Here is a 26,115-nt window from a genome sequence, read left to right on the forward strand (position 1 = left end):
CGTCCGAGCGCGTTCACGGGGTGGACGCCCACTCAGATGGAGGCTCGTGCAGAACTCGCTCGCACACCTTTCTTCTCTTCGAGCTGCGGGATGCTTCCTTCTCTTCGAGCTGCGGGATGCTTCCCCTCCTTGCCAGTCTTAGCTAACGGCTTGCAGTCCGGCGGGCGCAAGAGGCAGGGTATGGATTTCTCCACCAATGTTTGGCGGAGAAATCGTCAACTATTGTGGCGGGGTTGGGCTCGCCGCGGGCGCCAGGCAGGGATCGGCGTTCAGGCGCGCCGCCCAGGCGAGGTCGACCGGGCGCGGCGGGGCGTCGGCGGTGTCGAGGTCGAGAAGTTCGTAGGGGTTGCGGCTGATCATGGTGACGACATCCTGCTCGCTCACGCCCTTCTCGAACACGGTCTGGGCGAACACGCGCAGGGCTTCCGACGGCATCGGGTTGTGCCGCTGCCCCGTGTCGGAGACCAGCAGGCAGCGCGACGCGCCGACCCGCCCGACCGCCGCGACGATCTTCTCGGGAGCGGCGTACTGCCAGGCGGGCGAGATGGTGCAGTAGCCGAACTCGGGCATGGCGCCGAGACGGGCGACCTCCTCGACGGTGTCAAGGTCGAGGTTGGGAACCCTGAAGAACGGGTGGGTAACGACGATCTTCTCGACCCCGACGTCGCGTGCCTCCCTGACCAGCGCGACGATCTCGGTCGGTGACAGATGGCAGGTGCCAAGGATCGCCTGGTGCTCCGCGACCAGGGCGAGCACGTCCTTGACCACGGGCTTGAGCCTGCCGTCGGCGTCGGTCACCCAGATGCCCTCGGCCTGTCGGCGGCCGCCCTGCTGCGCGTCGTAGCCGCCGGTGCCGCCATGGACCTGCGCGTGGTAGCCGGCGTCGACCGTGGGCATCCACACCTCCTTGCCGCCGAGCCGCAGCGCGGCCTCGACCGCGGCCGGGTTGATGCCGCCGACGTAGGAGTTGAGCACCACCCCGCCGAACACGCGGATGCCGGGCACCATCCGCTGGACCAGGTAGGCGCGGGACACGGTGCTCTCGTGGTGGCACTTGAGCACGACCGCCTTCATACCGGCGTCCCGTGCGGCCAGGGCGATGTCGATGTCGTCGGCCAGGCGCGGGAACAGGTCCGGGTAGGGGTGGCAGTGCAGGTCGACGGCGTCGTCGAGGCTGATCAGCGGCCCGCCGTACGGGGATGTGGCCATGGTCGGCTCCCTGGTCGATGGCCGGTCGACGCCGGCGGTTGGCCGGTCGACGCCAGGCGGTTGAACGGTCGGGGCCAGCGGTTGAACGGTCGACGCCGACGGTTGGACCGTCGACGCCGGGCGGTTGGAATGGTCGGCGCTGGGCGGTTGGAATGGTCGGCGCCGGGCGGTTGGAATGGTCGACGCTGGGCGGTTGGAATGGTCAGGGACTCCCCACGATCCGCCGGTAGGCCTCCGGGTCGGTCGCGCCCTCCGTGCACAGCAGCAGGACACGGGCGTCTGCTCCAAGGCCGAGGGCGCCTCGGAGCGTGCCGGCCTCCCGTCCGCCGGCCACCTGGGCAAGGCCGGCGAGGGACGCTGCGCCGGTCTCGCCGGCGACGACGCCGGCCGCGGCCAGGTCGCGCATGCCGGCGCGTGCGAGGTCGTCGGCGACCGCCACCACCGCGTCGAGGCCGGCCTGCAGGTACGGCCAGGCCACCAGCGAGGGCGTACCGCAGTTCAGCCCGGCCATGATCGAGTCGTGGGGACCGGGGACGGTCACGATCCGGCCGGCCCGCAGCGAGCGCAGCACGCAGGCGGCCGCGAGCGGCTCGACGCCGACGAGGCGGGGTGGCCGCCCGAGCCCCTGGCGGCGCCAGTGCCGCACGGCGGCGGCCGCGAGCCCGCCCACGCCGACCGGGACCACGACCACGTCGGGCCGCTCCTCGCCGTCCTCGGCGAGCTGGTCGTCGACCTCCCAGAAGATGGTGGCGTAGCCCTCGACGACCCAGGCCGGGACCTGCTCGTAGCCGGGCCAGGCGACGTCCTGGATCACCAGGCACCGGTCTCCGGCGGTGGCGGCGGCCGCGGCCACCGCGCCGTCGTAGTCGCCGTCGACCACCGTGACCCGGGCGCCCTCCCCCTCGATGGCGGCGATCCGCGCGGCCGCGGTGCCCTTCGGCACGTAGACGTCGGCGTCAAAGCCGAGCAGCGCGGCCATGCGGGCGACGGCCCGGCCGTGGTTGCCGTCGGTGGCGGCGGCCAGGGTCAGGGGCCGCAGCGGCACGAGCGTCTCGCGCAGCTCGTCGAGGCTCGCCCACGGCTCCGGGTCCCGGCCGAGCCGTTCGGCCACTGCGCGGTAGGCGGCCCAGCTTGCACCGAGCAGCTTGAACGAGGGCAGCCCCAGCCGGGAGGACTCGTCCTTGACCCACACCCGGCCGACGCCGTTGGCCCGGGCGAGCGTGGGCGCGTCGGTAAGGGGCGTGACCGCGTAGCCGGGCAGGCGCCGGTGCAGGCCGAGCGGCGCCCTCGGCGGTGGCGCCATCGAGGCGCCCGGATCCGCCGCCGGGTTGAGGAGCACCTCGCCTCCCGCCAGCCCGGGCGTCGCACTCACCGGTCGTCACCGGCCGCGTCGATGGCGGCGAGCAGGCGCTCGGGGGTGATCGGCAGCCGCGTCACCCGGACGCCGGTCGCCGCCGCCACGGCGTTGGCGATGGCCGCGGCCGGGTTGGCGATGGGCGGCTCGCCGATCCCTCTGGCCCCGAACGGGCCTTTGCCCTCGCCGCTCTCGACCACGACCGCCCGCACGTCGGTCAGGTCGGCGGCGTTCGGCATGAGGTAGCTGGCGAGCAGCGTGGAGGCGGTCTGGCCGTCGTGCACGACGACCTCCTCGCCGAGCGCGTAGCCAAGACCCTGGTAGGCGCCGCCCTGGATCTGGCCCTCCACCCGCAGCGGGTTGATGGCCCGCCCGACGTCGTGGGCGGCCGCATACCCCAGCACCCACACCTGCCCGGTCTCGGTGTCGACCTCGACGTCGGCGGCGTGCGCCCCGAAGGTGTAGTCGGGAAAGCTCGCGCCCTGGCCCTTGGCCGGGTCGAAGGTGCCGGACTCGGCATACCAGGTGCCGAGCTGCGAGGTCGACACGCCGCGGCGCTGGCACGCGGCGGCCACCTCGGCCAACCGGATGCCGTGGCCGTCGCCGTCGACCCGGTCGAGCGTGCCGGACCCGCCGCCGAGCGCCCGCACCATCCCGTCCTCGAAGACGAGCGCACCGGGATCGGCGCCGAGCAGCTCGGCGGCCACCGGCAGGAGCCGGTCGCGCAGCTCGCGGGCTGCCGCGAGCGCCGCGTTGCCGGACATGTACAGCTGGCGGGTGGCGAAGGTCCCGCCGGCCCGCGGGTTGAGCTGGGAGTCGCCGATGTGGACGCCGATCTCGCCGAGCGGGACGCCGAGCACCTCGGAGGCGATCTCGGCGAGCGAGGCGGCCTGGCCCGCGCCGAGGTCGGTGACGCCGCTGCGCAGCAGCAGGCTGCCGTCGGCCTCGAGGCTGATCCAGCAGGCGGCCCGGTCGTGGAACCAGACGGTGCGGCCGTAGGGTTGCATGTTGGCGGCGAAGCCGCGGCCGACACGCCGGCCCGGCCCGCTCGGGGGCGCGGGCTCGCCGAGCGCCGCGAGCGCGCGCCGCAGGCATTCGCCTACGGCCACCGTGGTGTCCAGCCGTTCGCCGGTCGGGATCGTGTCCCCCTTGGCAAGGAAGTTGCGCTCCCGCACCACCTGCGGCGAGAGACCCAGCCGCTCGGCGACCCGGTCCATCTGCTGCTCGTACCCGAAGGTGACCTGCATCGCCCCGAACCCGCGGAAGGCACTGGTCGGGACGTTGTTGGTGAACACGGCGCGGGCTCGGTGGCGCACGTTCGGCACACGGTACGGCCCCGACGCGGTCACGCACCCGGCGAACAGCACCCGCGGGCTCAGGTAGGGGTATGCGCCGGCGTCGCCGACGATGTCGACGTCCTGGGCGACGATGGTGCCGTCGTGCCGCACGCCGGTGCGGTAGCGCATGATGAACGGGTGGCGCTTGGTGCTGGCCATGATCGAGTCCTGGCGCTCCCACACCATCCTGACCGGCCGGCGGGTGCGCCAGACCAACAGCGCAAGGTAAGGCTCGACGGTCATGTCCTCCTTGCCGCCGAACCCGCCGCCCATGTAGGCGCCGATCACCCGGACGCTGCTCTCGGGCAGGCCCAGGATGGTGGCGATGGTGGCGGCGTGCTCGATCACCTGCGTGGCGACGCGCAGGGTGACGACCCCGGAGGTGTCGAGCCAGCCGACGCCGGCCTCGGGCTCGAGGTAGGCGTGCTCCACCCGCTGGGTCCGGTACTCGCCCTCGACCACGAGATCGGCCGCTGCGAGCCCCGCCTCCACGTCACCCCGGGCGATGGTCCAGCTCACCAGGACGTTCCCCTCGTCGTGCACCAGCGGCGCGCCCGGCTCGCACGCCTGCTCGGCGTCGAAGACCCCCGCCAGGTCCTCGTACTCGACCTCGATCAGCTCGGCCGCCTGCTCGGCGACCTGCGGGGTGACGGCGGCGACCACGGCGATCGGCTCACCCTGGTAGCGCACGCGGTCGGTGGCGAGCACCGGCATGGCGACAGCCAGCTCGCCCAGCCCACCGGTGGCGCGCTCGACCACCTGGTTCCATGGCACGTCGGCGGCGGTGAGCACCGCTACGACGCCCGGCAGCGCCCGCGCGGCCGACACGTCAAGGGCGGCGATCCTGGCGCACGGCACCTCGGCCCGCGCGACCTTGCCGTGGAGCAGGCCGGGGAGCTGCCAGTCGGCGGCGTACAGCAGCGACCCTTCGACCTTGTCGACGAAGTCGTGGTGCGCCAGGCGCTGCCCGACGACCCGGAAGGCCTCCTGGCGGGCCGGGGCCCTGGTCTCAGGCATCGCCGCCCGTCCCCTCCCCGGACCCCTCCCGACCGACCGGGGCACCCCTTCGGGGTTCCCCGGACCCCTCCGCGGCCTGCGCGGCGTGCTCTTCGACCGCGTCCAGGATCTTGCTGTAGCCGGTGCAGCGGCACAGGTTGCCGACCAGCTCCCGGCGGATCCGCTCGCGGCTCGGCCGCGGGTCGCGCTGCAGGAGCGCCCAGGCGGTAAGCAGCATGCCGGGCGTGCAGAACCCGCATTGCGCGGCGCCGTTGCGCAGGAAGCACGCCTGCAGGGGATGCAGGTCGCCGCCCGGGGCGAGGCCCCGCACGGTCACGATCGAACAGCCGTCGGCCTGCACCGCCAGCAGCAGGCAGCCGCTGACCGGCTCGCCGTCGAGCAGGACCGTGCAGGTCCCGCAGACCCCCTCGCCGCAGCCGTAGCGGACCTCGTGGTGGCCGAGGGCATCCCTGAGCACGTCGAGGAGGCTGTCGTGTGGGAACACCCAGGCATCCCGGTCCTCGCCGTTGACCGTGAACGTGACGCGCTGCCTGCCCGGGTCGCTCATCGACGCACCCTCCTGCCACGCGACGCCGCTGGTGCGCCCGCCCTGCTCATGTCTGCTCCCCGTTCCCGCGCGGCGCCAGCTCGGCCTCTGACAGTCCGGCCCGGGCCACCGCCTGGGCCAGCGCCCGCCGGCCGAGGACCGCGGCCAGGCGCCGCCGGTACTCCCCCGACGCCTGCACGTCGTCCTCGGGACGGAGCATGGCGGCGGCCCGCTCCGCCACCCGCGCGAGCAGCGCCTCCTCCGGTGCCGCACCGAGCAGGTCCGCCAGCGCCTCCGCCGGGACCAGCCAGGCGCGCTCGGCCACGCCGCCGACCGCGACCGAGGCGGCCGTCACCGCACCCGCCGCGTCCAGCTCGACCAGGGCCGCGACACCGACCACCATCCAGTCGGAGCTGCGGCGGCTCATCTCAAGGAACGACCAGCCGCCACGCGGCCCCAGGGTGGGCACGCGCACCTCGACGACGACCTCGTCGGGGGCGAGCGTGGTGGTCAGGTACGACACCAGCAGGTCGTCGGCTGCCACCGCGCGGGCGCCGTCACGCCCGAGCACGGTGACCTCCGCGCCCAGCGCGACCGCCACGCAGGGCAGCTCAGCGGCCGGATCGGCATGGGCCAGGCTGCCGCCGACCGTGCCGCGGGTCCGGGTGCGCACGTTGCCGACGTGCGCCGCCGCCTCGGCCAGGATCGGGCAGCGCCGCCGCACCACCTCGGCCTCCTCGATGGCGCGGTGCCGCGTGAGCGCGGGGAGGCGCAGGTACCCGCCGTGGTCCTCGATCGGGCCGGCACCGACCGGGTTGACGTCGATCAGCCACTCGGGCCGGGCGATTCGGAGATTCATCATCGGGACCAGGCTCTGGCCGCCGGCGATGACCTTGGCGTCCTCGCCCCGCTCGTGCAGCGCCCGCACGGCCTCCTCGAAGGAGGACACACGCTCGTAGCGGAAGGGCGCGGCGACCACCGGTCACCCGCCCTGGAGCGCCGGGGCCGCGTCCAGCAGCGCGAGCACCGCGGCGACGGCCGCCTGGTTGCTGGTGACCACCGGCAGGCCGAGGCGCCGCTCCAGCTCGGGCAGGGCCGAGACCGCCGGGAAGTTGGTGCACGACACGAACGCCAGGTCGACGGGGAGCCCGCGCAGCGTGCGCTCGGCGAAGTCGCAGATCCGCTCCGCCGGGACCCTGGCGATCTCGAAGTTGTCGGAGATCCCGAGCCCGGCGATCCCTGCCACCTCGACGCCGTCGGCCTCGACGCTCTCCCGGATGCGCTGGTTGAGCGCGTCGACATACGGGGTGACCACGCCGACGCGGCGCGCGCCGCGCGCCGCGATCGCCTGCCTGACCGAGGCGATCACGCTGACGGTGGGCACCCCGGACAGCTCGCTGATGCGCGCGCACAACTCGCCGTCGTAGCCGTTGCCGCGCAGCGCACCGGCGCTGGTGCAGCCGAAGACGATCAGGTCGGGCCGGGCGGTGGCTAGGTCGCGCGCGGCCGGGAGCACGTGCTCGTCGAGCATCCGGCTCTCGCCTTCGGGGGTGGTGTCCTCGAGGTACATGCGGCCCGTGTGCAGCGTGGCGCCGGGCGGCAGCGCACGCCAGAGGTCCGGCTCCATCACGGTGTTCGAGGACGGGACGAGCAGCCCGACCCGCCACCTGGTCTCGACGATTCCCATGCTCCGCTCCTCAGTCCCGCGCCGCTGCACCCGCGTCGAGCTCCCGCAGGATGTCGAGATCTGGTATCGCCGGTGGCTCCAGCTCGCACACCTCCGGGTGGACCAGCAGCTCGAAGCCGGTGCTGGCGCGGACGTCCTCCACGGTGACGCCGGGCTGCAGGGCGCAGAGGCGCATGCGCCTGCTCTCCGGCTCGAAGTCGAGCAGCGCCAGGTCGGTGACGACCGTGCTCGGCCCGCGGGAGACCAGGCCGGCCTTCTCGCGGGCATCGCCGCCACCGAGGTGGCCGGGGCTGGTCACGAAGTCGACCCGCTCGACGAAGCGGCGCAGCTCATGGGGGGTGACCACCAGCACCTCGTTGCAGAGCGAGGCGATGTCGTTGGCCCCTCCCGTGCCGGGCAGGCGGACGCGCGGGCGCTCGACCGGGCCGATGACGCTGGTGTTGATGTTGCCGTGCATGTCGATCTGGGCGGCCCCGAGGAAGCCGTAGTGGAGGAAGCCGCGCTGCGCCAGCAGGAAGACGTCGGTGATGGAGGTGAGCATGGGGGCGTGCCGCGCTGCACGCATCTCGTTGGTGGAGATCGGCAGCTTGCCCGCGAGCATGCGCGGGCCGATGATGCCGCCCTCGAGCACGATGGTGAGGTCGGGCGCGTGCCGTTGCTTGGCGAGCACCGAGGCGAGCAGCGGGACGCCCACCCCGGCGAACACCGCCCGATGGTCTCGGAGGAGGCGGCTGGCCGAGACCGTCATCAGCTCCTGCGGCGTCCAGCTCACCGCGCGATCAGCTCCGCGGCGCGTGCCTGCTGGCCCTCCAGCCGGGACGCGCCGAAGCTCGCCAGGAACGCGGCGAAGTCGGGTTGGCGACGGACGTGGCGGTCCAGGTAGGCGGAGACCGCGTCGATGCCGTCGCGCCTGACGTCGGCGACGTAGTCGTCGAAGTGTGCGAAGTCCGCTTCGTAGCGGCCGTAGCACTCGTGCGGGAAGGCGCCCATCGGCGCCTCGACCACCGCGTCCACCTGGAAGTGCGGGAGCACGGTCGCGTCCGGCCGCCCCGCGATGCGCTCGGCGTCGACCACCTCCTCGGTGCTCACGATCACCGTGCGGGCCGCCGCCGCCATGTCCGCGTCCATGTGCCTGTAGCCGTCGATCTGGGCGTTGCCGGAACGGTCGGCGCGGTGCACGTGCAGCAGCGCGACGTCGGGGTTCAGCGCCGGGACCAGCAGCACCTTCTCCCCGGTGAACGGGCAGGTGAGCTCACGGGTGTCGACGAGCCCGACGAGGTCCGAGCCGAGCATCGTGAAGGTGGGAAGGAACGGCACGCCCATCGCGCCGGCCTTGTAGCGCAGCCCGAGCGCCAGGTGGCTCCACTCCTCGTAGGTCGCCCGACCCCCCTCCACCAGCTCCCGCACGACCCGCGAGATGCCCCAGGGCAGGCCGATCCCGACCCAGCTGGTCACGATGCCGCCAGCCAGCCCGCCGACCAGGAACAGCTCCGCCTCGTAGCAGGTGAGCGGGCGGGAGATCGTGAGGCCGCTGCGGCCCTGGCGCAGCAGCTCGAACAGCAGCGCCATGGGCGTGCGGGAGTACAGGGTGCCGCCGACGGCGATGTGGTCGCCGTCGCGGACCAGCCGCACGGCGGCCTCGGCGGGCACCAGCTTGTCGGCAGGCGGGCTCGGCTTGCCTGCCAGCGCCTCGCGGAGCTGCCTGGCCGGAGTGCCGTCCATCAGGTCCGCTCCTCCACGCCCGCGGCCTGGCGGCGCTCGGCCAACCGGCCCGGCTGGAGCGCGGGCAGGACCTCGGCGGCGACGCGCTCGACCTGCTCGAGCGCGTAGTCGCAGGGCACGAACACGATGTGGCGCTCGCCGGCCGCCACGTGCTCGGCGAGCTGCTCGGCGCACTGCCCGGGCGTGCCGCGGATGGCGCTGTCGGGCGTGGACTCACTCCACTCGGCGACGTCGAAGTACGCACCGACGAACGCCCGTATGCGGCGGTCGGCGTCCTCGAAGGAGGACGAGACGCAGATCGGCAGCTGGGCGACGTTCGTGAGCGAGTCGGGGTCGCGGCCTGCCTCGGCGGCGTGGTCGCGGATCCTCGCCCAGGCCGAGCGGAAGCTCTGTGTGGTGTAGAAGTACGTCAGCCAGCCGTCGCCCATGGTCGCGACCCGCCGCAGGACCCGGTCGACGTAGCCGCCGATGAGCACCTGCGGGCGCGGCTGGCTGGCCGGCCGCGGCAGCATCACCACCCCCCGCAGGTCGAGATCGTCCCAGACGCCCCTGACCTCGGGCTCCCGCCACAGCCGGTCGAGAATTTCGAGATTTCGCTCGAACAGCCGGCCACGCGCCCGGAAGGGGATGCCGCAGGCCTGGAACTCCCGCTCGTACCAGCCTGCGGCCACGCCCAGGGAGAGCCGGCCCCCGGAGAGCAGGTCCACCGTGGCGGCGACCTTGGCGAGGACCACCGGGTTGCGCAACGGCAGCACCAGCACGCCCGTGCCCAGGGTCACCGTCGAGGTTCGGGTGGCCAGCGCCGCCAGGGTGGACATCGACTCGAGGAACGGGAAGGGGCGCCGGCTGCCGAGGAACAGGTGGTCCCACACCCACAGCGAGCGGTAGCCAAGCGACTCCGCCGCGCTCGCGTAGGCGAGGATCCGGCCGGTACTCGGGCGCTTGCTCGCGGGGGTGAAGTTCTCGACCGCCAGGCCGAACTCGACAGGCATGTGGGGAGTCCCCTCAGTAGGGCAGGTTGGCGTTCACGACCGGCGGGCGCCCGCGCTCCGCTCCCGGTTCTTGTCGATCCGGGAGCCCATCCGGCATGCATGCACGACGCCCACGAAACCGGCGACGTTCCGGTGACCACCTTCGCCTCGCCGCAAACACACAGGCAATTTACTGGACACATTCGCCAACGGGAATTGTTCTGGTGATGAGCGCCAGGGTGATGAGCGCCAGGAAGATGGTAGGGCGGCTGCCCGACCGAAGGCACTGGCAAATCTCGCCGAAGCTCGAGCGCGAGGCTTGTTGACTCTTGCCGTGCAAGCCGGTCCTTCGTCGCGTTAGCCTTGACCGTCGCGGCAGCGTTGAAGTGCCGTTCTGCGGCAGCGTTGAAGTGCCGTTCTCTCGTAGCCACGGGCGTGTTATGGTGAAGAATCAACATCATCCCGCCCACTGGGTGTTCCAGATCATCCCCGCCCACTGGGTGTTCCAGCGGGGTGTTCCAGGAATTCGGGAGGCCTCGAGCTGACCGCTCCCAGCGATGCCGGCCAGCCCGCCGGCGAGGAACCCACCCGGGCGGCTTCGGGGGCGCTTCCCCGGGGGCTGTCCATCGGCGAGCTGCTGCGGCTGCCGACGCTGTCGGCCGCGCAGGTCCTCGCGGGCCATACCGGCCTGCACCGGGTCGTGCAGCGCCTGAACGTGATGACGGTGCCCGACATCCTCCCGTGGGTGAAGGAGAACGAGTTCCTGCTGGCGACCGGCTATCCGCTGCCGCGCTCGGCCGCTGAGCTGGCAGAACTGGTGTCGGCGCTGGACGCCTGCGGCCTGGCGGCGCTCGGCGTGAAGCTCGGAAACTACATCGAGGCGCTGCCGCGGGCGATGCTGCAGCGCGCCGACCAGCTCGACTTTCCCATCATCGACATCCCGCGGCACGTCGGCTTCGACGACATCCTCAGCCAGGCGCTCACCGACATCATCAACCGGCAGTCGGCAGTCCTGGCACGCGCCGAGGAGATCCACCGCGTCTTCATGCGGATCGTCCTCGACGGTGGCGGTCTCCCCGAGATCACCGAGAAGCTCTCCCAGCTCATCGAGGGTGCGGTGGTGGTGCTGGCCGACGACGGACGGGTGCTGGCGGAGGCACGGCTGGCGGAGGTCGCTGAGTTGCTGGCCACCGCGGGGCTGCTCGGAGAGGACGGGCGGATCGTCGTCGGCGACGCGATCGTCCCAGAGACCCGCGTGCAGGCCTCTGGGGACGTGCGCTGGGCGCTCGCGCCGGTGCTGGCCGGTTCGATGCGCCACGGCCGCATCCTTGCCGTCGAGGGTGAGCGGCCGCTCCGGCATGACGTGCTGATCGCCCTGGAGCGCGCCTCCACCGTGATTGCGCTGGACGCGGCGAAGAAGCTCGCGGTCACGGCGGTGGAGAGGAAGTTCCAGTCCGATTTTCTCCACGAGCTGCTCAGCGGCAGGGTGCGGAACGTGCGGGAGGTCTTGAACCGCGCGACGTCGCTCGGATGGTGCCTGGACCGGCCACTGGTCGTGATCGTCGCAGAGCTCGAGCGGGCCCCGGGGGACGAACTCTCCGACCTGGAGGAGCAGCGGCTGCGCGCACGGCTCACCGACGGCTGGACCTACGCGGTGCACGACTGTGACCCTGGCGCTGCCGCGGCCGGCTTCGCCACCGAACTCGTCGCCATTGTTGGCGCGCCCGACCACCGCAGTGTTGGCGCACCCGATCACCGCAGTAGTGTTGGCGCACCCGACCACCGCGTTGTTGGCGCGCCCGACCACCGCGACCTGGCCGAGACGGCGGTGTCGCTGTCTCGCTCGATCGCGGCCGGTGTGGCGCGGCGCAGCCGCCGGGTCCTCTCCGTTGGAGTCAGCCGTCCGGTCGCCGCGCCGGTCGAGCTCGCCACCGCCTACGACCAGGCCACCAAGGCGATGCAGATCGGCCGGCGCATCCACGGTCCGGGTACCGTCACCCGCTTCGACAGCCTCGGGGTGTTCCGACTGCTGAGTCTGATCGACGACACCGAGGAGCTGCGCTCGTTCGCGTTCGAGAGCCTCGGGCCGTTGCTGCTCCTCGCCCCGGCCGAGCGCGACGACCTGCTGCGAACCCTCGAGGCGCTGGTGGAATGCAACCTCAACGTGGCCAGGGCGGCACGGCGGCTGTACTTCCACTACAACACGCTCAGGTATCGCATCACGAAGCTGGAGCGGCTGCTCGGCCCCTTCACGACCGACCCGAACCGCTGCCTCCAGATTGCGCTGGCACTCCAGATCCTCCGCATCCGCGAGGTGCTCCAAGACATGCCCCACCAGCTCCGGGCCCCGGACGCGGGACACGCCGACCAGGAACTTGCGGGATGGGCCGGGACGGCTGGGGACGGGCGGACGGTCGCACCGCTGCATTGAGCGCGCATCCCTATGGCACATGGGGGGTGGCTCCCTTGGGGGAAGAGGGGAGCCGTCGCACCGCGTCGCGGACCGCGGGATGACAACCCCGACGGCCGCGGCGCTTGCCGAGTCTGGTCCTGCGGTTATGGCAGCTGGCAGGTGCCGAACTCGTGGGTGATCAGCTCGCCGTCGCGGAAGCGCTCCACCAGATGGACGCTGTCTGCCACCCCGCCTCCGCGGGCGATGATCAGCAGGTTGTGGGTGGCGGTGATCACCTCCGCGCCGGTGTTGTCGTTGGTCACGCCGCCGAACCAGACCGCGCCACGCATCGTGTACGTCGCCCCCTGCTGGTCGACCAGGACGACGTGCTGGGGTGTGTCGGTCAGGGTGAACATCCGGTTCCCGGACTGGGACTGGACCTCTTGGAGCACTTCCTTGATGGTGCCGGACTGGACGGTGTAGGTCGCGTCAGGACGCCGGTGGCGGCCTCGGCGACGACCTCGACGTCGGCGACCGAGGTGAGCAGAGCACGCAGGCCACGGCGGAACACCGGATGGTCGTCGGCGATGAGGACGCTGACCGGGTCCACGCTCACGCCATCCAGATCGGCAGCTGGGCCCGCACACGGGTGCCGCTGGCGGCCACCGACTCGATCGTGCAGGCGCCGCCGAGCTCGGCCGCCCGCTCACGCAGCGAGGTCAGTCCCACGCCGCCCGGTAGTCGGGGACCAGTGTCCCATCGCCTCAGGAACACGACGGGGAGGCCAGCAGCCGATCAGGCAATGCCGCAAGCCACCTCGACATCCTCGACCGGCTCGGCGAGCGGGGCAGGCTTGACTGGTCACGGGCGAGCGTGGACTCCGCCAGCGTGCGCGCCAAACGCGGGGTATCGACCGCAGAACAGGAATGGTCCAAGGTGGTCAGACCAACCCCACCCAGATCGAGCACCCATCGCACGGCGACGTCCGGTCCCTGCCCGAGGGCGCGGGCATGGGACCGGAGTGGGTGGGCGACGGCTAGGGTTGCGTCTCGGAGGCCGATGGGATCCCGGGCTGTGCCGCGGTCGCCTGCTTGTCGACCTGGAACTCATGGACGTGCAGACGCTTGACCTCGAGGTCCTCGATCTTGAGGTGCCGGACGACCGCCCGGCCGACCGCCAGGCGGCCAACCGCCAGGGCGCCGACGGCACCGGCCCCAACCGCCGCCGCCCCGACCGCGGTCGCGCCAACCCGAACCGCTGCAAGCTGCATCGCCGCACGCTGCCGGCGGCGGCGAGGCATCGAGAGGGGACGGGAAGCGCGTCGTAGGGTGTTCATGACAAGGTCCTCCTCTGTTCGACAATCGCGTGGCCTCATCCTCACTGCCCGAACTTGTCGTTGACAATCGCGGCCGAGGCGGCCAGCGACCGCCGTTGGCTGGCCAGGGCGAGGCGAGCCCGCTGATCCAGCGCCCGACCAAGCCGCCCAGGGGCAGGACGAAGCCCATTTCAAGGGTCAGCCGGGTCGCCGCACCGGCCGGCTCCAGCTCGAAGGCGACCTGCAGGTCGCGGAGGGCCAGCACCAGTGTGCTGCTGGCGGCGTAGCCGTCCCCGCGAGACTGACCGCCATCGCCCCTGCCCAGCGGGACGGCCGAGTCGACGCCGGCTTCCGCGCCGGCCGACCTGCTCGCCCTCGTCCTGGGTCTCACCGGAGCCTGGTTCACCGCCTCCGAAGCGCTCCGGACCTACGACTCGAACAACCCCTGGTCGCGGAAGCGGCTGGCCCAGTTCAGAGCAGCTGCCGTCCAGGCCGCCACGCGCATCCTCGCCGGCGCCCCCCCGCCACCCGGCAACGCGGACTGACCGTGCCGCAGATCGCGCGGCGCATGGGCCTGACCCGGCAGAGCGTGCACGCCAACCGTACAGCGCCTGGTCCGCGACGGCCTCCTGGAGCTGGCGCCCAACGCCGACCACCGCCGCTCCCAGCTCGTCCGCCTCACCAAGCCCGGCAGGGCCACCTACTCGGCGATCGACCGGCGGCAGGCGGTGTGGGTGAACCGGCTCGCAAGCGGGATCGACCGCTCCGACCTCGAGACGACCGCACGGGTGCTCGACGAGCTCTGCCGCAGGCTCGAGGCCAACCGCGCCGAGGACACAACCAGCAGCGGAGGAGGAGAAGAATGAACCAGTGGTGGGCCATCCCGATGCTGATCAGCGGCGGCCTGTTCGCCGGCGGGGTGGTCTCGATCGCCTGGGAGCGCGTCCCCGCCTGGCGGCAGACGGAACTCTCGGACTTCCGGGCCGCGTTCGCGTACACGCTCCGACGGGTCGACCGCGTGCAGCCGGCGCTGCTGGCCATCTGCCTGGTCTCGACCATCGGCTTCGCGCTCAATGCAGGCGGCGCGGCCCGGACGGCTGCCGTACTCGCCGCCGCCGGCTTCCTGGTCGTCCTCCTCGGCTCGGCGGCCTGGCTGGTCCCGATCCAGCGGCGGCTGGTGGCGTCAGGATCGCAACCGCCGTCCTCGGAGCTCCAGAGGCTGTCCTGGCCCGGGGCAAGACCCGCCGCAGCCGCGCCCAGGTCACCGCCGAGATCAACCAGCTCATCCACGACCCCTGGGTCAACCGCGTCATCGGCGTTGAGCTGGCCGGTGCGTCCCCGCCCGAGCACCGGCTCACCTGGCGTATCGACCAGCAGGCCCGCAAAGACCTGGAAGCAGCGGTGTTCGGCAAACGCGTGCTGATCACCGGCCGTCACGACTGGCCGATCGCCGAGATCGTTGCCGCCTACCGCTCACAATCAGCGGCCGAGTCTGCCTTCCGCCAGATGAAAGACCCCCACGTGGTCTCCTTCTCCCCGATGCACCACTGGACCGACCACAACATCCGCGTCCACGTCTTCGCCTGCGTACTCGCCCTCCAGACCGCCTGCCTCATGCGCCGCCACGCCGCCAACGGCATCGACATGAGCGTCCGCGAGCTCCTGGACACCCTCGCCGGCATCCAGGAAACCGTGTTGGTCTACCCATCTACCGGGGGACGCCCCAAGGCCCGCCGGATGCTCACCCAGACCACCTCAACGCAAGACCACCTCGTGGAGATCTTCGAGCTGGCCCAGCAGGCACCCCGTCTTAGGTCATAGGAAAACCGAAGATCAAGATCCCCCATGACCAGCGGGAACACCAACACAGACCACGCTAGCCGCGAAACTCCCGCTAGTGCCAAGTCCGACCCCGATGTTCCTTCCCACCCCAGACGCCCTCACCAGTGTCCATGAACTCGCAGACCGAGCGCTGATGCCCGATCAAGCCCCCGCGCTCGGTGATTCGGCGGGAATCAGCAACTGGCGCTCGGCGGTCTTCGACGGGCGGCCTGGGGCCGTACCCATCCGGGTGGCGGGCGAACCACCGGTCGCCTCGACGCTTGAGGACCGTCCCGACCGGCCACGGCAAGCAGCTTGCGTCGACAGACGCGCATGCACCTCGGAGTAGTGGCGTGGGCCGCGCAGCTACCCTGCCGGGACCGCCGGCGGGCGCTGGTGATCGTCGCGGCGACGCGCTCAAGCCCGGACGCCTCGACGGGGACGGGGACCGCGGTGGTCCCGCAGGCATAGCAGCGCTTCCACTCGGTCCCCTGAGAGTTGCTTCTCTGCACTAGGGCTGCCGATAAGAAACGCGCTACGAGGCCGGACCCCCGGTGATCAGTCGGCCGCGACCAGGAACTGGGTGGCGGCTAGCTCCGCGTAGAGCGGGTCGGCGTCGAGCAGCTCGGCGTGGGTGCCGACCGCGCGCACCCGGCCAGCGTCCAGCACCACGATCCGGTCGGACATGGTCACCGTAGACAGCCGGTGGGCGACGACCAGCACGGTGGTGGTGCGGGCCGCCTCGGCGATGGTGTCGCGCAGCGCCGCCTCGTTGACCGCATCCAGCTGGGAGGTGGCCTCGTCCAGCAGCAGCAGCCGCGGGCGGCGCAGCAGGGCGCGGGCGATGGCCACCCGTTGGTGTTCCCCACCCGACAGGCGGGTGCCGCGGTGGCCGACCAGGGTGTCCAGGCTGTCGGGCAGGCGCGCGACCTGGCCGTCGAGTCGGGTGGTCCGCAGCACTTGGGCCAGGTCGTCGTCGCTGGCGTCGGGGGCGCCGAACAGCAGGTTCTCGCTCAGGGTGCCCGACAGCACGGGGGCGTCCTGCTCCACATAGCCGATGGCGGCGCGCAGCTCGGCGATCGGCCAGTCCTTGACGTCCTTGCCGTCGACCAGGACCCGGCCGGCGTCTGGCTCGTAGAACCGTTCGATGAGGGAGAAGATCGTGGTCTTGCCGGCGCCGGAGGGACCGACGAACGCGGTCATTCCACGGGGTGGGGCGGCAAAGCTCAGGCCCTGGTGGACCTCAGGCAGCTCGGGGCGGTAGCGGAAGCGCACCTGCTCGGAGGCGACCGCGGCAGGCGCGACGCCGGACCGGGGCAGGTTGGCCGGGGCGCTATCCGGCTCAACCGGGAGCTGCTCGGCCCCGCGGATGCGGGCGATCGCGGCGGCGCCGACCTGGTACTGGCTGGCCGCGCCGACCAGCTCCCGCATCGGCGGCATCAGGTAGTACAGGTACAGCAGGAACGCGATGAGGGTGCCCACGTCGATCGCGCCGGAGGCGACCCGGGCGCCGCCCAGGCCGAGCACGACGATGAACGACACCTGCACGGCCAGCCCGGGCGCGGGAGATCCGTGGCACGACCACGCCGATGACCGCTTGGGCGCCGCCGAGTACGGCCAGGGTGACCACCAGCAGCAGCGGGTCCAGCAGCGCCATCATCGTGACGGTGGCCAGCAGCATCAGGGTGCTGGTGACCGCCGACACCAGCGACCCGGTGGTGACCTCGCGCAGCAGCGTGGTGTCGGAGGTGACCCGGGCCATCAGGTCGCCGGGCTCGCTGCGGTCCACCGCCGGGATGCGCAGCCGCACCAGGTGCGCCACGAGTTGGCAGCGGGCGTCCAGGACCACCGACTCGGCCGCGCGCTCCAGCACGTAGCTGCCGGCCGCGCCGATCCCGGCGTTGGCCAGCGCCAGGACGGCCAGCAGCAGCAGCGCCCCGGTCACTGCCCGGTCGTTGGCGAGGTCGTCGATCAGCCCCTTGGCGGCTAGCGGCAGGGCCAGCCCGACTGCCCCGGTGGCAAGGCTCAGTAGGCCGCCGCCGATCAGGGCCAGGCGGTAGGGCCGCGCGTAGGCAAGCAGGACCCGCCAGGCCGGCGGGTTGGCTGCCCGCGGGTGGCCATCCTCAGTGGGCCGGTCCACGAGCTCCTCAAGACGCCCGGTGGGACTGGACTCGTCCAGGCGCGGGTGGCCGGTGTCGGTGTGCGGTGGGCCGTCCACGAGGTCGTTGCGGTCCTCGCCGATAGTTGGCGTGCGGTACGGTCGGCGCGTATCGGCGCGCGCCATGCTACCGACCATGCATCCGCCAAACCAGATCAATCCTGTTGACCAGATTGTATTGGCTTCTACTTGACCAGATTGTATTGGCGGACCGGAGGATCAGGGTGGTGCTGTGCGCGGTGACCTGCTGCTGGACGTTCGTCCACGCCTTTGACCGTACCGCCCTATCTGGCGGCGCTTCCGCCAAGGAGATCAGCCTCGTGGAGTTCTTCGACGTCTCGCTGTGGGCCATTGCAGTCAGCGCCGCCAGGTGACATGGCCGCGGCGAATGCCATGGCGTGGTGTCGGGGCTGCTCCAGTGGCCAATCGGATGGCACCAGCCTCCCGCACGGCGCATAGTGCGTGCGTGACGCCCAATCGCTCAGCCAGATCCGCCGTCCCCTCCGCCGCCCCGGACGAGGAGGCGTTGCGGTTCGCCGAGAGGCTTGCGGGTTCCTGCTCCGGGGCGCTGGGGGAGAGCGTCGCCAGCGTGATCCTGCACGGCTCCTTGACCCTCGAGGACTACGTCCCGGCTCGTAGCGACGTTGATCTGCTGGTTGTCGTCGACGATCCGCTCACCGACGCGCAGCTTGCTGCGCTGACCGCGGTCGTGGCGAGGCATCGGCCGCAGGCGCCGGGCCGGGTCGATCTGCGGTGGTCACCCGCCAGGTGGCGGCCTCGCCGACACCGGTGCCGCCGATGGAGGCCTACATCGAGCTCACGCCGGGGTCCGGGTCGGGCATGCAGGTGGAGCACCGACATCCGGGGGAACGCGATCTCGTGGTCGAGTTCTCGATGTGCCGCTCGCATGGCCGGAGCCTGTGGGGCGCGGCGCCCGCCGGGCTGATCGGGGAGGTTCCGGACGAGTGGGTGGTGCACGTCGGCGATGCGCAGCTGGCCGCCTGGGAGGCCATCGGTGAGGACCCCAAGCACGCCGAGCTGACGGTGCTGACGGCGTGCCGGGTGTGGCGCTTTGCCGAGGAGAGGCGCCACTGCTCCAAGACCGCGGCCGGGAGTGGGCGCTCAGGCGTGATCGCACGCTCCAGGGGGTTCGTGACGCCCCTCGGCAACGCCGCGGCGACCCGACACGCCGCCTCGACGCCGCGCAGGTTCGCCAGCTCTTGGCGGTCGTTCGAGCGCGGCTTGCCGAGGCGCGCGGCAGCGCCTAGAGCGCCCAGCGCTGCTTGGCCTGCCGTGCTCCCGATCTGAGCTGTAGGAACCGCCGAGCAGGTCGCGTTGCGACGATGGATTCGTCCACCCAGTTGGACCGTACCGCCAGCTAGGATCCGACGATGCGGTGGCTGGAGGTCCGTCGGCACTCCTTGACCAAGAAGGGGCCGGCCCGTGGCCGGGGCTCGCACCTGTCCGCGCAGGGCGTCGCACTCGCCCGTGCCGTCGGCGCCGAGCTCGGGCCGATCGCCTATGTCCTGACCAGCGCCGCGCCACGCGCGATCGAGACCGCGATCGCGATGGGCTTTGCCGTCGACGACACTGTGGATCTGCCATCGGGCTACGTACCGGGCGAAGTGGGCTTCCATGAGCAGTGGACCTGGACCCAGCCGTGGGTTCGCTACGCCGAGCTCGTCGGGCAGGGCGGGGGGCTTGCCGCCGTGGCCTGGGCGCATCGGGCGGCGTGGGCCCGTGCGGTGGCGTCGGTGGACGATGGCGCGGCCGCGCTGGTGGTCTCGCATGGTGGCGCGATCGAGCCGGCGTTGGTGGCGTGCCTGCTCCACGCCGACCACGCGCGGTGGGGTGCGCTGTTGGGTCACTGCGACGGCGCCCGCCTGGGGTTCACGGACGGCTGCTTCGTCGGCATCCGCTTCCGCAGAGCGCCGATCACGCCCGCTCTCTGAGCACGCACACATCCGGCATCCATGGAAGGGCCACCGGATCGAGCGTACGCGGCAAGCCTGCGACGGCCCGTAAGCCTTCGGTCGCGCCCAGCCTGACGGGGAGTTGGCGTCCTCGACGTGGCCAGCTAAACCTCGGCAGCCTGGATCAGCCGATGATGTGGCAGACCCGCTCGGGTGGGCACTGCTGGGGGTCCAGGCTGCGGGCGCGCTGGGCGAGCTGGTCGAGCTCGCCGCGGAGCTGCTGGAGCTGGGCGATGCGGGCGCCAAGCTCGGCGGCGCGCTGCTGGAGCAGCGTGGCGACGTGGCCGCAGGGGGCGGTGCCTTGGTCGCGGAAGGCGATGATCTGGCGGATCTCGCCCAGCGTGAGCCCGAGCGCCTGGGCGGCGCGCACGAACCCCAGCCTGCTCAGTACGGCCTGGTCGTAGGCACGGTAGCCCGATGAGGTCCGGGCCGGCGGGGCCAGGATGCCGATCTGCTCGTAGTAGCGGATCGCCTTGGTCGAGATCCCCGCCTGTTCGGCGAGCTCACCGATGCGCATCGCCACCTCCCGAGTCGTTCTGGACCGCATCCCTTGACCTTCCAGTATACGGGAAGGTCTATGGTGCCCTCAGTGACATTGAGTGCCGCACGCGGAGTCGTCCATGACCGCCAACCGTCCCCCTCGGCTCACCTGGCCGTGGCCGCGGGCCCGGCGTAGGCCCATCCGGGGCCTGCTCGTCGGCAGCGTCCAGGACCGCCAGGCCGGCCTGCGCGAGCCGCTGCAGGAGTTCCACCGTCGCCTGCTTGGCTGGTTCCTGGCCCACGCCGGCCCACCTGGGCCCGCTGCGGTTGCCGACATGGCCGCCGAGCTAGGCCTGGACCCCCGCGAGGGGCTGGGGGCGTTGGCCGCCGCCGACGTGGTTCACACCGACCCGGCCAGCGGCACGATCATCGTGGCCTACCCGTTCTCGGGGCGGCCCACCCCGCACCAGGTGGCGCTGGACGGAGGCCCGACCGTGGCTGCGATGTGCGCGCTGGATGCCCTGGGCATCCCCCAGATGACCCGCCGCGACGCACGGATCAGCTCCGCCGACCCCACCGGCGGCCAGCCGATCACCATCGAGGTCCGTGGCGGGGCTTGGCGCTTCGAGCCGGCGACCACGGTGGTGCTGGTCGCCACCGCCGCGGGGGGCGTCTGCGGGGCGGTGGCCGACTGCTGCTGCCCGCACATCAACTTCCACGCCGACCCCCAGCAGGCCGAGGCCTATCTGCAGGCGCACCCGGGGATGACCGGGCAGCTGCTGGGCCAGCCAGAAGCCGTGGAGACGGCCAGGGGCATCTTCGGCGGCCTGCTGGACCCGCAGCAGCGCCAGGCCACAGGCGTCAACGACACCACGAGGTGAACCATGGCAGCAACCGACCTCTATCAGCAGCCGGCAGCCCGGCAGCGCAGCATCGGACCGCTGGGCACCGCAGCGCGATTGGTCGTGGGGCTGGGGCTGCTAGGCAGCGTGACCTGGGGCCACCTGGCCCGAGGGTTCCACCCCTGGTCGTGGGCGCTGGGGCTGGTGGGCTTCCCGGCGCTGCTGGTTTGCCTGGCAGTGGCTGCGCGCCCGGCGCACCCCCACCCGGCTGGAGGCCACCGGCCCGGTCGGCCACCTGCTCAACCTGGCCGTGTTCCTGGCCTTGTATCTGTGGGAGCCCACCAGCGACGCCACGCTGGTGTTCTACGGGGCCTCGATGCTGCTGGCGGCGCTGCGCGGCTACGGTGGCTGCGAGGTGCTGGCCGCCTCGAACTGGCTGCTGGGCCGTGACGACCAGGTGGCTGTGCGCTGTTCTGGCCCGTCGACCGCCTGGAGCATCGGTGAGCCCGGGAGGTTGGTGATGACGACGACAAGGCAGGAGGGGCGCCGTCCGCTGATCGAGGTGCTCTACGTGCATGACTGCCCGCATTACCAAGGAGCGCTGGGGCTGGTGGAGCGGGTCCGCACGGAGCTTGGCATCGACGCCGAGCTGCGCACCAGCCTGATCGGCGACCAAGCGGCCGCCGAGCGCGCGCGGTTTCCGGGCTCCCCGACGATCCGGGTCGACGACCGCGACGTCGAGCCCGGCAACCCTGCATCCCGCACTTCCTCGCTGGCGTGCCGGCTGTACCGCCACGAGCATGGCCTTGCCGGCCAGCCCGCCGAACGCTGGATCCGCGACGCCTTGCTGGCGGCGGCCGGCCGCACCGATGCCACGTCGGCCCCACAGCCGCGCTCCACAACCGACTAACGCACTGGTTGGATGAACGGCAGCGAGCCCACAGCACCACCGGAGCGACGCATCACGAACACGACCCCAGACCCGCCGTTGCCCAAGCCGGGCGGCCCGGTGGACCCGGCTGTGCCTACGTTGCCCGTGGAGGAGGTGCCGCGGCCCGGCCGCTTTACTCTCATGGCACCCGGATGGATGCCACCGGCGGAACTGGTCACCCAGGCGCTTGGGCTGTGCTTCACCGCCGACGGCCTGGTGGTCATGGTCACCTGGGACGGTCGGCAATGGACCTTCCCCGGCGGTACCGTCGAGGACGGCGAGTCGATCGCCCAGGCGTTGGTCCGGGAGGTCGCCGAGGAGGCCTGCGCCCGCGTCGTGCGCTACCGCTACCTCGCCAGCCAGCACGTCGCTGACCCGCGCAACCCCGATGGCGTGCCCAGCTACTACCAGACCCGCTGGTGGGCGCGGGTCGAACTGGACCCCTGGCAGCCTCGGCACGAGATGACCGGCCGACGGCTCCTCCCTCCCGACCAGGTCCTGGAAACGCTGTCCTGGCGGCGCAAGGAGCTCGCGGACCGGCTGCTGGACCTTGCGCTGGCCGCAGACCGACACGACCGAGCCGGGTGAGCTGGAATCGTCGCTTCCTGGCTGTCGAACGTCGCGGTACGACGGTAGGATCGTGGTGCGTTGCCGGGCGCGCCCCGTCCGCGGGGAAGGGAGCATCCCACCGGCAGCAGCACCGCAGGCAGCTAGCCGACGGACCTCGGCCCGAGCACGCGGACACGGGCAGATAGGGGTTCGCCGTGCCTGAACTCCCACCGCGCCCGTCGCTGGAGTACCTGCGCAAGCAGGCCAAGACCCGCAAGCGTGAGCGCGGGATTGGCCTGAGCCGAGCGCAGCACGAGATCGCCCGCGAGTACGGCTTTGCCAGCTGGCCGAAGCTCGTGCATCACGTCCAGGCCAGCACGCTGGACGGGATCGAGCGGGCGCTGGCGCTCGCCGACACCAGTGCGTTGGCGCGGCTCCTGCACGCCGACCCGGCAGCGGCGACCACGGAGGTCGACGGGCTGGCCCCGCTGCTGGTGCTGCTGCGACGGTCGATCGGCGCGCCAGCCGACGTCCGCGGCTGCGCCCGGCTGCTACTGGACACCGGCGCCGACCCCGACAGCCACACCATCGAGTGGGAAGGCCAGGGTCGGATGTCGGCGCTGTTCGACGCGGTCGAGCGTGGCGATCTCCCGCTCGCCCGGCTGCTCGTCGAGCGGGGTGCCACAACCGACGAGGACGCGTTCTATCACGCCTGCGAGCAGGCCGACACCGGGTTCCTGGACCTGCTCTACCAGCCCGGCTTCGAGGGGATGGTCCTGCACAAGCTGGACTTCGAGGACGCCGCCGGCCTGCGCTGGTTCCTGGACCGTGGTGTGGACGTCAACGCCCACTGCTGTCTGCACCACGCGATCGCCCGCGGGCGGGGCGTGAGGATCCTGACGATGCTGCTGGACGCCGGCGCCGACCCCAACCTGGGCTGGACGCGCTGGGACGTCGGCCGCAGGCCGCTGGCGCTGGCCGCGCGTTGCGGGCATCTTGCCGCCTACGAGCTGCTGGCCGCCCGTGGGGCGACCGCGGACCTGGATGGTGTCGACGCCGCCGTGCTGGCGGTGGCACGCGGCCAAGCCGTGCGCCTGCCGACCGCCCCGCCGCCAGCCCTGGGCCTGCCGGCCGGCAGCGACTACGGCTGGGTTCTCGGCCAGTTCGCGTCGCTGGGGCGAACCGAGGTCGTGCGGGCGCTGCTGGCAGCTGGCGCACCCACCCGGCACTCGGGGCCAACTGGCGATGCAACGATCGATGCGCTCCTCGCAACGGACATGGGCACACCCTGACCGGCGCATGGCGTTGCGGTCTCAGGGCCCGACGGGGAGGGCGGCCTCGACGAAGATCCGGCGGTACATGGGCTCGTAGCCGTCCTCGATCCAGATGCTGCCGAATGCCTCGGCGACGGGAACCAGGCGTCGACGGGCCATCTCGAACCGCGGCTGCCACGGGTCGGGGCGGACCTCCGCCCGCCACTGCGCCCGGACCAGCACCAGACCCGCCTGCAGTCCCCGCATGCACACGCCGCGACTGAACCCCAGAAGCCGACAGTCGGTCACCGTGGCGCAGGCCTCCTCGCGGACCTCGCGCCGCAGGGTGTCGGCCCAGTCCTCGCCCGGCTCCGGCCGGCCGCCGGGCAGACCCCAGCGGTTCCCATCGGCACTGACCAGCACCACGGAGTCCCCGGCGACACAGACAGCGGCCGAGCCATGCCAGGTGCCTGGTGGAGCTTCGGGCGGCGGGTGCCACGCCACCCGCCAGTTCTGCCCGTCGCTGGCGACCACCCACGCGACCGCATTCTCCGCGAGATTCATGACCCCAGGCTGCACCTCAGCCCAGCAGCGGGGTGAGGTCGCGCGCCAGCCGCTCGCTCTCGCCGATCACCGTCGCACCGGAGCTCGCCGGCCGCGGCGGCGCCTGGTCCCAGACCGCGTCGGGGCCAAACAGCAGGAAGAAGTCGTAGTCCAGCCCCTCGAATTCCACACCGAACCGCTCCAGGAAGGGCCGGCCGATCACGTTGCCGGCATCCCACAGGTGCGTCACCCGCGGGTCGATCATGCCAGCACCGTCGATCTCCGAACGGGCGTCGGTGGGCCACCGCGCCACCCACACCACATACACTCGCAGCCTGCCGTCGGGGTAGCGCGCCAGGACGTTCTCGGCGGCCCACCTGGCGCCCGCAAGGCACGTCCCTCAGGTGGGCGCCAGCGCCAGCACCAGCCGCGGCGCCCCCTTGTCGTCGTTGAAGCGCTGCTGGAGCTCCTCGAGACTGCCCAGGTCGGCCACTGCCAGCCCGGCCGGGCGGGTCGCGCCCGGCTCCAGGGTCACCGTCGGCGGCGTCTTCCCAGACGGGCCCGTATCAGGTCTCGCCCAGGTGATGAACGCAGCGAGCAGCCCGAATGCGCCCAGGCAGGCGGCCACAAACCAGAGCCGGCCGCGCCGGCTCATGACCCGGCCTCGCGCAGCTTGGCCTCGGCGGCGCGGCGCAGGTCCTCGAGGTCCACGCCGAGCGCCCCCAGCAGCGGCCCGGCTGCCCCCTGGTAGCCGTCGGGCAGCCCCACGTGCGCGGTGATGCGCCGGTGCCGCCGCGACACCCGCTCCCTGCCGGAAGGCTCGCGCGCATCCAGGAGCACCCCTAGCAGCACGTGCTCAGGGCGGACCGCATCATGCCCGAGGGTGCTGGCGTGCTGGCTGGCCAGGTGCAGGGCGCGCTTGGCCAGCACCGGCGGGCCGCACAGTGGCGTCCACACCACCCGCCCGCCCCGCCAGCCGCGGCGGCGGGTCACCCGCCAGGTCGCCTCCCCCACCGCTGTGGAGCCGAAGGCCTGCTCGGTGGTCCGCCGGATCTCCTCCAGGTCGATGCCGAGCGTGCCGAGCAGCTCCCGGTCACCCGGCTGGGGCGCGGGCACCAGCCCCAGGCGTGCCAGGGCGAGCAGTTCGTCACGCGCTGCCTGCAACTGGATCCCATGGGCCCGCAGGAGCCGGGCGGCCCCGCTGGCACCCTCGCGCAGGATCCCCAGCAGGACGTGCTCGGGGCCGAGATAGCGGTGGCCCAGCCCCTCGGCCTCCTCCCGGCCCAGATCCAGGACCAGGTACGCCGGCTCGGTGAACCGCTCGAACACGCCAACTACCTCCCCGATAGCCTCTGGTGGGCGGCGCCGCCAAGGGCCGCCAGGACCGCATCGCGGAGCCCATCGGGGTCGGCGCCCAGCACGTCCAGCAGCGGCCCCGCCGCGCTCCGGTAGCCCTCCGGCAGCCCAACCGAGGCGTGCAGCCGCCGCACCCACGGGTTGGACATGCACCGCGGCGGCCGCGTGGTGAGGTCCTCCAGCACGCCCAGCAGCAGCAGCTCCGAGCCGACATAGCGGTGCCCGAGCTTCTTGGCCCGCTCCCGAGCCAGCGTCAGGGCCTGCACGGCCAGCACCGGCGGGTCCTGCAGGGGCGTGCGCGCCACCCGGCCGACCCCCCGCCGCCGCGCGCGGGTCGCCTCCCGGATCGCCCACCCCAGCGCCTGCGCTCCGAAGGCCCGCTCGGTAGTACGGCGGAGCGCCTCCAGGTCGATCCCCAAGCCGCCCAGCAGCTCGGCGTCGCTGGGCCGCGGGCCGGGCACCACCCCCTGCTCGGCCAGCCGACCCAGCGCAGCGCGGGCCGCCTCCAGATCCACGCCCTGGGTTCGCAGGATCCTCGCGGCCCCACTGCCGTCCTCCCGCAGCATCCCCAGCAGCAGATGCTCCGGGCCGACATAGCGGTGCCCGAAGCGGCTGGCCTCCTCCCCAGCCAGCTCCACGACCTGGCGGACATACGCGCTGCGCCCGATCACCCGCGCTA

Annotated in this window: 28 protein-coding genes and 2 pseudogenes; 12 read left to right on the forward strand and 18 right to left on the reverse strand. The window is 72.3% G+C overall.

From position 1 onward, the window contains the following. Positions 1 to 219: 219 nt before the first annotated feature. The 9 genes from VG276_23405 to VG276_23445 all read right to left on the reverse strand — a co-directional run bounded on the left by VG276_23405 (position 220) and on the right by VG276_23445 (position 9,844). Positions 220 to 1,209: a DUF6282 family protein gene (locus VG276_23405; GenBank protein ID HEV8652257.1), complete on the reverse strand. Its 990-nt coding sequence runs from the start codon at positions 1,207 to 1,209 to the stop codon at positions 220 to 222. A 202-nt stretch (positions 1,210 to 1,411) separates the two neighbouring features. Beyond that, complete coding sequence (locus VG276_23410) at positions 1,412 to 2,581, reverse strand: diaminopropionate ammonia-lyase (GenBank protein HEV8652258.1); 1,170 nt, start codon at positions 2,579 to 2,581, stop codon at positions 1,412 to 1,414. After that, positions 2,578 to 4,917, reverse strand: coding sequence for a xanthine dehydrogenase family protein molybdopterin-binding subunit (locus VG276_23415; GenBank protein HEV8652259.1), 2,340 nt, complete (start codon positions 4,915 to 4,917; stop codon positions 2,578 to 2,580). The genes VG276_23410 and VG276_23415 overlap by 4 nt, the downstream gene beginning before the upstream one ends. After that, positions 4,910 to 5,464 (reverse strand): (2Fe-2S)-binding protein, encoded by a 555-nt coding sequence (locus VG276_23420; protein ID HEV8652260.1) that lies wholly within the window; start codon positions 5,462 to 5,464, stop codon positions 4,910 to 4,912. Before VG276_23420 ends, VG276_23415 begins: the two co-directional genes overlap by 8 nt. Positions 5,465 to 5,510: 46 nt before the next feature. Next, positions 5,511 to 6,422, reverse strand: coding sequence for a xanthine dehydrogenase family protein subunit M (locus tag VG276_23425; protein ID HEV8652261.1), 912 nt, complete (start codon positions 6,420 to 6,422; stop codon positions 5,511 to 5,513). A 3-nt stretch (positions 6,423 to 6,425) separates the two neighbouring features. Continuing rightward, positions 6,426 to 7,130 carry an aspartate/glutamate racemase family protein gene (locus VG276_23430; GenBank protein ID HEV8652262.1) on the reverse strand — a complete coding sequence of 235 codons (705 nt, stop codon included), beginning with the start codon at positions 7,128 to 7,130 and terminating at the stop codon, positions 6,426 to 6,428. Positions 7,131 to 7,140: 10 nt separating this feature from the next. Beyond that, positions 7,141 to 7,902 carry a CoA-transferase gene (locus VG276_23435; GenBank protein ID HEV8652263.1) on the reverse strand — a complete coding sequence of 254 codons (762 nt, stop codon included), beginning with the start codon at positions 7,900 to 7,902 and terminating at the stop codon, positions 7,141 to 7,143. Further along, positions 7,899 to 8,852: a CoA-transferase gene (locus VG276_23440; GenBank protein ID HEV8652264.1), complete on the reverse strand. Its 954-nt coding sequence runs from the start codon at positions 8,850 to 8,852 to the stop codon at positions 7,899 to 7,901. Before VG276_23440 ends, VG276_23435 begins: the two co-directional genes overlap by 4 nt. Further along, the gene (locus tag VG276_23445; GenBank protein HEV8652265.1) at positions 8,852 to 9,844 is read right to left on the reverse strand and encodes a TIGR03619 family F420-dependent LLM class oxidoreductase; all 993 of its coding nucleotides are present in this window, start codon (positions 9,842 to 9,844) and stop codon (positions 8,852 to 8,854) included. Before VG276_23445 ends, VG276_23440 begins: the two co-directional genes overlap by 1 nt. Before the next feature lie 622 nt (positions 9,845 to 10,466). On the opposite strand from VG276_23445, the gene VG276_23450 reads away from it, so the two are divergent. After that, positions 10,467 to 12,254 carry a PucR family transcriptional regulator ligand-binding domain-containing protein gene (locus VG276_23450; protein HEV8652266.1) on the forward strand — a complete coding sequence of 596 codons (1,788 nt, stop codon included), beginning with the start codon at positions 10,467 to 10,469 and terminating at the stop codon, positions 12,252 to 12,254. Positions 12,255 to 12,379: 125 nt separating this feature from the next. Here the strand turns inward: VG276_23450 and VG276_23455 are convergent, their stop codons facing one another. After that, on the reverse strand, positions 12,380 to 12,667 hold the full coding sequence (locus tag VG276_23455) for a hypothetical protein (protein HEV8652267.1): 288 nt from the start codon (positions 12,665 to 12,667) through the stop codon (positions 12,380 to 12,382). Positions 12,668 to 13,037: 370 nt separating this feature from the next. On the opposite strand from VG276_23455, the pseudogene VG276_23460 reads away from it, so the two are divergent. Then, a pseudogene (locus VG276_23460) lies at positions 13,038 to 13,121 on the forward strand (IS5/IS1182 family transposase). 130 nt (positions 13,122 to 13,251) lie between these two features. Here VG276_23460 and VG276_23465 read toward each other — a convergent pair. Continuing rightward, positions 13,252 to 13,485: a hypothetical protein gene (locus tag VG276_23465; GenBank protein HEV8652268.1), complete on the reverse strand. Its 234-nt coding sequence runs from the start codon at positions 13,483 to 13,485 to the stop codon at positions 13,252 to 13,254. Positions 13,486 to 14,264: 779 nt separating this feature from the next. Between VG276_23465 and VG276_23470 the strand changes: the two genes are divergently transcribed. From VG276_23470 to VG276_23480, 3 genes are read left to right on the forward strand one after another with little or no spacing between them, the layout of a single operon-like run. Continuing rightward, complete coding sequence (locus VG276_23470) at positions 14,265 to 14,396, forward strand: hypothetical protein (GenBank protein ID HEV8652269.1); 132 nt, start codon at positions 14,265 to 14,267, stop codon at positions 14,394 to 14,396. Beyond that, positions 14,393 to 14,953, forward strand: coding sequence for a hypothetical protein (locus tag VG276_23475; GenBank protein HEV8652270.1), 561 nt, complete (start codon positions 14,393 to 14,395; stop codon positions 14,951 to 14,953). The genes VG276_23470 and VG276_23475 overlap by 4 nt, the downstream gene beginning before the upstream one ends. Beyond that, the gene (locus VG276_23480; GenBank protein ID HEV8652271.1) at positions 14,932 to 15,351 is read left to right on the forward strand and encodes a hypothetical protein; all 420 of its coding nucleotides are present in this window, start codon (positions 14,932 to 14,934) and stop codon (positions 15,349 to 15,351) included. The genes VG276_23475 and VG276_23480 overlap by 22 nt, the downstream gene beginning before the upstream one ends. 558 nt (positions 15,352 to 15,909) lie before the next feature. Here VG276_23480 and VG276_23485 read toward each other — a convergent pair. Next, a pseudogene (locus VG276_23485) lies at positions 15,910 to 17,491 on the reverse strand (ABC transporter ATP-binding protein). Between the two features lie 245 nt (positions 17,492 to 17,736). Between VG276_23485 and VG276_23490 the strand changes: the two are divergent. The 3 genes from VG276_23490 (at position 17,737) to VG276_23500 (ending at position 19,461) form a co-directional block, all read left to right on the forward strand. Continuing rightward, positions 17,737 to 17,883 carry a hypothetical protein gene (locus VG276_23490; GenBank protein ID HEV8652272.1) on the forward strand — a complete coding sequence of 49 codons (147 nt, stop codon included), beginning with the start codon at positions 17,737 to 17,739 and terminating at the stop codon, positions 17,881 to 17,883. A 424-nt stretch (positions 17,884 to 18,307) separates the two neighbouring features. Further along, a complete protein-coding gene (locus VG276_23495; protein HEV8652273.1) occupies positions 18,308 to 18,817 on the forward strand; it encodes a hypothetical protein in 510 nt (169 codons plus the stop codon). Positions 18,818 to 18,900: 83 nt separating this feature from the next. Beyond that, complete coding sequence (locus VG276_23500) at positions 18,901 to 19,461, forward strand: histidine phosphatase family protein (protein ID HEV8652274.1); 561 nt, start codon at positions 18,901 to 18,903, stop codon at positions 19,459 to 19,461. Between the two features lie 145 nt (positions 19,462 to 19,606). On the opposite strand, the gene VG276_23505 is transcribed toward VG276_23500, so the two are convergent. Beyond that, positions 19,607 to 19,999 carry a heavy metal-responsive transcriptional regulator gene (locus VG276_23505; GenBank protein HEV8652275.1) on the reverse strand — a complete coding sequence of 131 codons (393 nt, stop codon included), beginning with the start codon at positions 19,997 to 19,999 and terminating at the stop codon, positions 19,607 to 19,609. Between the two features lie 103 nt (positions 20,000 to 20,102). Here VG276_23505 and VG276_23510 point away from each other — a divergent pair, with 103 nt between their 5' ends. The 4 genes from VG276_23510 (at position 20,103) to VG276_23525 (ending at position 23,576) form a co-directional block, all read left to right on the forward strand. Beyond that, positions 20,103 to 20,843 carry an alkylmercury lyase family protein gene (locus VG276_23510; GenBank protein HEV8652276.1) on the forward strand — a complete coding sequence of 247 codons (741 nt, stop codon included), beginning with the start codon at positions 20,103 to 20,105 and terminating at the stop codon, positions 20,841 to 20,843. A gap of 271 nt (positions 20,844 to 21,114) precedes the next feature. After that, entirely contained in the window at positions 21,115 to 21,714 is a 600-nt protein-coding gene (locus tag VG276_23515; GenBank protein ID HEV8652277.1) for a hypothetical protein, read from the forward strand. A 177-nt stretch (positions 21,715 to 21,891) separates the two neighbouring features. Beyond that, on the forward strand, positions 21,892 to 22,323 hold the full coding sequence (locus tag VG276_23520) for an NUDIX domain-containing protein (protein ID HEV8652278.1): 432 nt from the start codon (positions 21,892 to 21,894) through the stop codon (positions 22,321 to 22,323). Positions 22,324 to 22,499: 176 nt separating this feature from the next. Next, entirely contained in the window at positions 22,500 to 23,576 is a 1,077-nt protein-coding gene (locus VG276_23525; protein ID HEV8652279.1) for an ankyrin repeat domain-containing protein, read from the forward strand. A 21-nt stretch (positions 23,577 to 23,597) separates the two neighbouring features. On the opposite strand, the gene VG276_23530 is transcribed toward VG276_23525, so the two are convergent. The 5 genes from VG276_23530 to VG276_23550 all read right to left on the reverse strand — a co-directional run bounded on the left by VG276_23530 (position 23,598) and on the right by VG276_23550 (position 26,107). Beyond that, positions 23,598 to 24,101 (reverse strand): NUDIX domain-containing protein, encoded by a 504-nt coding sequence (locus VG276_23530; protein ID HEV8652280.1) that lies wholly within the window; start codon positions 24,099 to 24,101, stop codon positions 23,598 to 23,600. A 16-nt stretch (positions 24,102 to 24,117) separates the two neighbouring features. Next, positions 24,118 to 24,345: a hypothetical protein gene (locus VG276_23535; GenBank protein HEV8652281.1), complete on the reverse strand. Its 228-nt coding sequence runs from the start codon at positions 24,343 to 24,345 to the stop codon at positions 24,118 to 24,120. Between the two features lie 135 nt (positions 24,346 to 24,480). Further along, positions 24,481 to 24,735 carry a hypothetical protein gene (locus VG276_23540; protein HEV8652282.1) on the reverse strand — a complete coding sequence of 85 codons (255 nt, stop codon included), beginning with the start codon at positions 24,733 to 24,735 and terminating at the stop codon, positions 24,481 to 24,483. Beyond that, positions 24,732 to 25,409, reverse strand: a complete 678-nt coding sequence (locus tag VG276_23545) for a Clp protease N-terminal domain-containing protein (GenBank protein HEV8652283.1) — start codon at positions 25,407 to 25,409, stop codon at positions 24,732 to 24,734. The genes VG276_23540 and VG276_23545 overlap by 4 nt, the downstream gene beginning before the upstream one ends. 5 nt (positions 25,410 to 25,414) lie before the next feature. Next, entirely contained in the window at positions 25,415 to 26,107 is a 693-nt protein-coding gene (locus tag VG276_23550) for a Clp protease N-terminal domain-containing protein (protein HEV8652284.1), read from the reverse strand. Positions 26,108 to 26,115 lie beyond the last annotated feature (8 nt).

The organism is Actinomycetes bacterium, from assembly GCA_036000965.1.
Lineage (GTDB): Bacteria > Actinomycetota > CALGFH01 > CALGFH01 > CALGFH01 > DASYUT01.

Excerpts from the sequence above, each read along its gene's own strand:
- VG276_23510 (HEV8652276.1), top strand. The coding sequence starts at position 20,103 with ATGACCGCCAACCGTCCCCCTCGGCTCACCTGGCCGTGGCCGCGGGCC.
- VG276_23540 (HEV8652282.1), bottom strand. The coding sequence starts at position 24,735 with ATGAGCCGGCGCGGCCGGCTCTGGTTTGTGGCCGCCTGCCTGGGCGCA.
- VG276_23415 (HEV8652259.1), bottom strand. The coding sequence starts at position 4,917 with ATGCCTGAGACCAGGGCCCCGGCCCGCCAGGAGGCCTTCCGGGTCGTC.
- VG276_23440 (HEV8652264.1), bottom strand. The coding sequence starts at position 8,852 with ATGGACGGCACTCCGGCCAGGCAGCTCCGCGAGGCGCTGGCAGGCAAG.
- VG276_23475 (HEV8652270.1), top strand. The coding sequence starts at position 14,393 with ATGAACCAGTGGTGGGCCATCCCGATGCTGATCAGCGGCGGCCTGTTC.
- VG276_23420 (HEV8652260.1), bottom strand. The coding sequence starts at position 5,464 with ATGAGCGACCCGGGCAGGCAGCGCGTCACGTTCACGGTCAACGGCGAG.
- VG276_23445 (HEV8652265.1), bottom strand. The coding sequence starts at position 9,844 with ATGCCTGTCGAGTTCGGCCTGGCGGTCGAGAACTTCACCCCCGCGAGC.
- VG276_23535 (HEV8652281.1), bottom strand. The coding sequence starts at position 24,345 with ATGATCGACCCGCGGGTGACGCACCTGTGGGATGCCGGCAACGTGATC.
- VG276_23495 (HEV8652273.1), top strand. The coding sequence starts at position 18,308 with ATGGAGGCCTACATCGAGCTCACGCCGGGGTCCGGGTCGGGCATGCAG.
- VG276_23505 (HEV8652275.1), bottom strand. The coding sequence starts at position 19,999 with ATGCGCATCGGTGAGCTCGCCGAACAGGCGGGGATCTCGACCAAGGCG.
- VG276_23405 (HEV8652257.1), bottom strand. The coding sequence starts at position 1,209 with ATGGCCACATCCCCGTACGGCGGGCCGCTGATCAGCCTCGACGACGCC.
- VG276_23530 (HEV8652280.1), bottom strand. The coding sequence starts at position 24,101 with ATGAATCTCGCGGAGAATGCGGTCGCGTGGGTGGTCGCCAGCGACGGG.
- VG276_23430 (HEV8652262.1), bottom strand. The coding sequence starts at position 7,130 with ATGGGAATCGTCGAGACCAGGTGGCGGGTCGGGCTGCTCGTCCCGTCC.
- VG276_23500 (HEV8652274.1), top strand. The coding sequence starts at position 18,901 with ATGCGGTGGCTGGAGGTCCGTCGGCACTCCTTGACCAAGAAGGGGCCG.
- VG276_23520 (HEV8652278.1), top strand. The coding sequence starts at position 21,892 with ATGCCACCGGCGGAACTGGTCACCCAGGCGCTTGGGCTGTGCTTCACC.
- VG276_23465 (HEV8652268.1), bottom strand. The coding sequence starts at position 13,485 with ATGCAGCTTGCAGCGGTTCGGGTTGGCGCGACCGCGGTCGGGGCGGCG.